The 4,979-nt window shown below is 46.3% G+C and carries 5 protein-coding genes; 3 read left to right on the top strand and 2 right to left on the bottom strand.

Annotation, left to right across the window (positions count from 1 at the left end):
• Positions 1-213: 213 nt before the first annotated feature.
• Together CRENPOLYSF2_RS03235 and CRENPOLYSF2_RS19455 are read left to right on the top strand one after the other, a co-directional pair.
• Entirely contained in the window at positions 214-1,614 is a 1,401-nt protein-coding gene (locus CRENPOLYSF2_RS03235) for a DUF1254 domain-containing protein (protein ID WP_087142529.1), read from the top strand.
• A gap of 511 nt (positions 1,615-2,125) precedes the next feature.
• Positions 2,126-2,254, top strand: a complete 129-nt coding sequence (locus tag CRENPOLYSF2_RS19455) for a hypothetical protein (RefSeq protein ID WP_419185540.1) — start codon at positions 2,126-2,128, stop codon at positions 2,252-2,254.
• Between the two features lie 18 nt (positions 2,255-2,272).
• Here the strand turns inward: CRENPOLYSF2_RS19455 and CRENPOLYSF2_RS03230 are convergent, their stop codons facing one another.
• Positions 2,273-3,439, bottom strand: coding sequence for a nucleotidyltransferase domain-containing protein (locus CRENPOLYSF2_RS03230; protein ID WP_087142528.1), 1,167 nt, complete (start codon positions 3,437-3,439; stop codon positions 2,273-2,275).
• Positions 3,436-4,581 (bottom strand): PqqD family peptide modification chaperone, encoded by a 1,146-nt coding sequence (locus tag CRENPOLYSF2_RS03225; protein WP_087142527.1) that lies wholly within the window; start codon positions 4,579-4,581, stop codon positions 3,436-3,438. Before CRENPOLYSF2_RS03225 ends, CRENPOLYSF2_RS03230 begins: the two co-directional genes overlap by 4 nt.
• A gap of 108 nt (positions 4,582-4,689) precedes the next feature.
• Here CRENPOLYSF2_RS03225 and CRENPOLYSF2_RS03220 point away from each other — a divergent pair, with 108 nt between their 5' ends.
• Positions 4,690-4,890 carry a PD-(D/E)XK nuclease family transposase gene (locus CRENPOLYSF2_RS03220; protein ID WP_087142526.1) on the top strand — a complete coding sequence of 67 codons (201 nt, stop codon included), beginning with the start codon at positions 4,690-4,692 and terminating at the stop codon, positions 4,888-4,890.
• The last annotated feature ends 89 nt before the right edge of the window (positions 4,891-4,979 follow it).

Genomic DNA, 4,979 nt, shown 5'->3' with positions numbered 1-4,979 from the left:
AATAACTTGAACAACTTAAACGCCACCACCGTTCGTGCTGAGCCTGTCGAAGCATGAACTTGCTCAAGTTATTTCGTGCGCGTTCCATAGCTCAGAACGAACACTTTTGGGGGTTCTTCCACACGAGCCCTATAGGGTTGGCTGGGATTTTGGGGTTCGAGTTTTTAAGCGAGCTCTATTTAATTCACAAATACATCGGAACAAAAATTATAAATGAAATATTTACCCAAATCAGTCTTATTGATTTCAGCGGTTGTTTTTATATTCACTGCCTGCAGTTCAAATCAATTAAATACACAAGGCAGCCTTTCGAGCGAAATACCTGCGGATTCTATCCCCTCTATTGCGGGGAAGGCTTATATCTTTGGCCTGCCATTGGTCATAATGGATCTAACTAAACAGGAAGTCCTTAAAAAAACGCCGGTTAACACCTTTCGGCACATACGCGCATTTCCTGACGCTGACTTCCGAGCGGTAGTAAGACCGAATGCCGACACTTATTACTCCACCGCCGAACTGGATTTATTAAATGAGCCCTTAGTGCTTTCCGTTCCCAACACCCATGGAAGGTATTATTTGTTGCCCATATTAGATGCCTACACCAATGTCATTAATTCACCTGGTGCCAGGACGACTGGCACGGAAGCAAAAAACTTCCTTATCACAGGCCCTGCATGGAAAGGAACTGTACCCCCAAAAATGCAACACATTGCATCCCCTACGAACATGGCCTGGATAATTGGCAGAACGCAGGTGAACAGTAAGGAAGATGGGGAAAACGTGGTTTATAAAATTCAGGACGGTTTTAAACTGATGCCGTTAAGCACCTGGGGTAAACATATAGTCCCTCCCGTTCTTGACTTAGCGACAATACCGAAAGGGGAGAATATCAACAAAATAGTTTCCAAAATGCCCATTGATAGTTTTTTCAATTATATGAACAGGCTGATGCTTGAAAACCCGCCTGCGGCTACCGACAAGAAAGCCATGGAGGCTTTTGCTAAAATTGGCGTGTCACCGGGAGCCACATTTAATCTTGAAAATTTCAATTTCATTACCCGGTTTAAATTGAAAAAAATCCCTGAGGTTGTGTTTTCAAAACTAGACCCCACAAAGATTACCGCCAAAAGAGTGAACGGTTGGAGAGTGACAACAGGCAAACCTATCGGGTTCTATGGAACTGATTACCCCATCCGGGCCTTTATAAGCCTTTACGGCCTGGGGGCAAACCTCCCGGCAGATGCCATTTATCCTTCCTGTGAAACCGATGAAGCAGGCATGCCATTGACCGGAGCCAATAGCTATATGATTCACTTTGAGAAAGGGCAACTACCGCCAGTAAAAGCTTTTTGGTCTATTAGCCTGTACGATAAGGAAGGTTTTTTTATTCATAACCCTATCCATCGCTACGCTATTGGCGACCGTGACAAACTCAATTTTAACAGCGACGGTTCACTGGATATTTTTATTCAAACGGTATCACCTGGCAAAGACAATAACTGGCTTCCCGCGCCAAAAGATAATTTCAGTTTGACTATCCGCCTATTTTGGCCAACAGAAGACGCACTAAAAGGTAAATGGACACCCCCGAGTGTAAAAAAGAACAATAGTTAGTTGCACTTCTGCTGATCCTGGGACGAAATGCGCCGAGGTTAGTGTACGAACGTTGCAATACCCTAATTCTGATTTCAATTTATTAATCTTTAAACATGATGAAAGGAATAAAAATTAATATACAGCGTTTTCAACTTAGGACAGTTACAGCCACCGTTTGTGCTGAGCTTGCCGAAGCATGAACGGCACACTTCGACAAGCTCAGTGCGAACGGTTACGCTGTAACTATTGAACTGTGAAAACGCTGTATTAAAAATAATCTTTCTAGTTTTACTGGCACAGGCTTTGAAGAATCCCGCAAATAAAACCCACCATCACATTGAGATGCCGCGCCGGATTGCCTTGTAACTCGAATCCCAATGCCTTGATTAATGCTTGATGTATTGCTCTATAAACCCTGTAACAATTTGGCATGACAATTTACACAAAAATTTGCAAATCTATCAAATTGTTAAAAAATATCAAGTGGCTTTTAAAAAGTGTACGGTAGTGAAGTTGTGCTAAACGCTTACTGTTCAAAACCCAGTTTCCCGATCTTTTTGAATGGTTGGTCGACCAAATGGGTGAGTTACCTTTGCCAAGGAAGACTCGTCAGCGTGTTGTCCGTAACCAGTTGAAGTTACTGGGTGTTCCAACTTAAGCGGGTAGCGCTAAATTGTTAATAACCTGCCAATAACTGTTTTATTAACAGCCAGCGACCCCGAAGCCACCTGGGATTACAAAAATCCACCAAGCGTAGCCAATAAGCTTGCGGCAAAGAAACATCCCCGTATTTTAGACGCATAAATTTTAAGCAAAAAAGGCTGTAAATAACACCGCAAATACACAATGGCCAACATACACTACGCCGTATTAATGGGAAGTCCCTAAACAGTTGCTCGCGCTTAACCTGCAAACTAGCCATGCGTGTTGATGAAGCCGTCGCCGGTAAAGTCTGGCCGAAATAAAATTGTGCGTTCAATAAATAGGCTGTCAACGGTAATGCAAATTGATGCCGGTTAATGTCTTCCAGGATATGGTTCCAGGCTATCATGTCCCCAAATTTTACCCTTAACCATACCCATTCCATCATTTGCCGCAATTGAATACGGCCATAAAAAAAATTTTTGTCATTGATTTGGCTATGGTAAAAGTTGTGCAATAAGCGTATTTCAGGTGCAAGCACAAGGAAACGATTGTCACCCATTGCCATGGGTTGAGAGGACTGCCAATGCTCCCTATTGTTCAGGAGTCCATGCCGTACCGAAGTAAAGCAGGTTAATCTACGGTGCAATTCAATTTTTCCCGGCCAGCCATCTTTAACCAAACCCGGTGCATGATGATGTAAATGAACCCCTTTTGACCACTGGGAGGGCGCGTCAACAAACGTATACCTGTTATTCAACAGCAACGCCACGGCCTCGTCCAAACGCTCCGGTGGCACCAAAATGTCGATATCCCCCAACACCCGCATCCCTAAGTCAGGGTATAAATCATCCATTAAACTGGCAATGCCTTTCAGCAAGATGGGTTCTATGCCAATTTGGTTTAACAGGGCAATGGTCTCCAGGGCTTGTGCCTTTAGTCCCAAGTTGCGCTCCAGGTTTAACTGGTAGATGCCCTCCAGGTAGTCCTGCAGCTCCCCAGGCAGCTGGGGCAGCAATCCTTTGGTCTTGCACAGGGTGTATAAACTGGGCGTTACATAATGGCGGCTGGCAACCTGCACAATAGCTTGCCAATCTTGCTGGCCAAAGCTGGCAAAATGCCATTTTTGGGTAATGGCTTCAGCGCCCGTATAAGGCGACAGCACATCACACAGCAGCAGGAAATTTTGTTCGGTTTTCATAACAATTCTCTCTCAATAATATCCATACCGGTTTCCAGTTGGTGGTAAACCAGTTCAAAGGCCGGCACAGTGCGTAGCCAGCGGGTTAACTGGTTGACTGTAGACGGGGTAAGTGTTTGGGGTAAGGATGAATTGGCCGCCAATAGGCGTTGTAATGCCTCAAGCTGCGAAATCGGACGTAACTGTGCCGGTTCTGTGGCACTCACGCGCGGGAACACCAGATACGCCAACGGTATTTTACTGGATGAAACGGATTGCGGTGGCGGCAAATAGCGGGTTGGCCTACCCAAACGTTGGTAGGTTGGCAAACCACGTAAGTTGGGGTAATAACCATCCAGCAAAGCCCAGCTGCCTTCCTTAATCGTCATGGGTGTCGGCAACGGCACGGCGCACAGGGAATCTTGCTCAATAAGGATAATGTCATCCCCCCAATAGCTGAAGCCGCGTGACAGCAGTGCTGCCGTCAATGTGCTTTTCCCCGTGCCGCCAATGCCGGATAGAGCAATAACCGTACCATCTTTACTGACAGCCCCGGCATGCAAGGCAACCAGCCAGTCTATTTCACTCACGCCCACCTGGAGCAGCTCGTAAAATAGGCCGTTGATTACCGTGTCTATGACAGTACCCTGCCATAAGATTTTGTCATCCTTACAGAGCCAGTAACCCTGTTCTGCCTCAAACAGATTGAAACAGGCTACAGGTGCAGGCACTGGGTTAACGGCAAACGCAGCCATGGGTTTATGCACTGTTTCGGCTATTTCCTTACGGTTGCAGTATAGGGTGATATCAAAAACGCCCAACCGGTAGTCTTGGCGATAACCGCAGGGCGGCACGGCCACCCTGTGCGGGGATGTGGCGGGGGCTGGAACCGGTTCATTGGGCACTGGGATTCCATCGCGTAATCCTTGTTGTTGCCAAGTGTGCAAGGTTGTCTGTATGTCTTGCAATACCTGGCTGTACTGAATGCCGTAGTCACTTGCCCATTGGCTGGCAATCTGTTCGGCCGTTTGGCCTTCCAACAATTGTTGCCAAAGTTGGCTGCCGGTTGTGTTTAATACGAATAACTCCCTGACACTCTGGCGCATAATAATACTGCCGTCGTCCAGGGGGAATTGGGAATACAGTTGGGGATTGAATTTCATCTCTATTACACGTTGTTGAATTTATTTTTGCTTATTGTTGGCCGGAGCTGTTGTCAGCTTGAGTCATATAAAATGCTGCTGGTTTACTGGTAACTCACGCATTGCCTGATGGCGAATTACAAGCATTTACCCGCCCGTATCGTCTACAATTGGGCGGACATTTACAGCCAACAGCTTAAAAGCGGTGAGAACTATGGCCAACTCAAGCCCACTTACGCCATTTGGTTGCTGGCCGAAAACTTTATCCCTGTTGACAAACGGGTACAGCCACCATTACAAACTGCGCGACGACCAAGGCCGCACGTTTAACGCACACGGCGGCATTTGGCTTTTGGAACTTAGGAACGCGCACGAAATAACTTGAGCAAGTTCATGCTTCGACAGGCTCAGCACGAACG

It is taken from the genome of Crenothrix polyspora (genome assembly GCF_900163755.1).
GTDB classification, from domain to species: domain Bacteria; phylum Pseudomonadota; class Gammaproteobacteria; order Methylococcales; family Methylomonadaceae; genus Crenothrix; species Crenothrix polyspora.
This window is presented reverse-complemented; position numbering and strand designations above follow the sequence as displayed.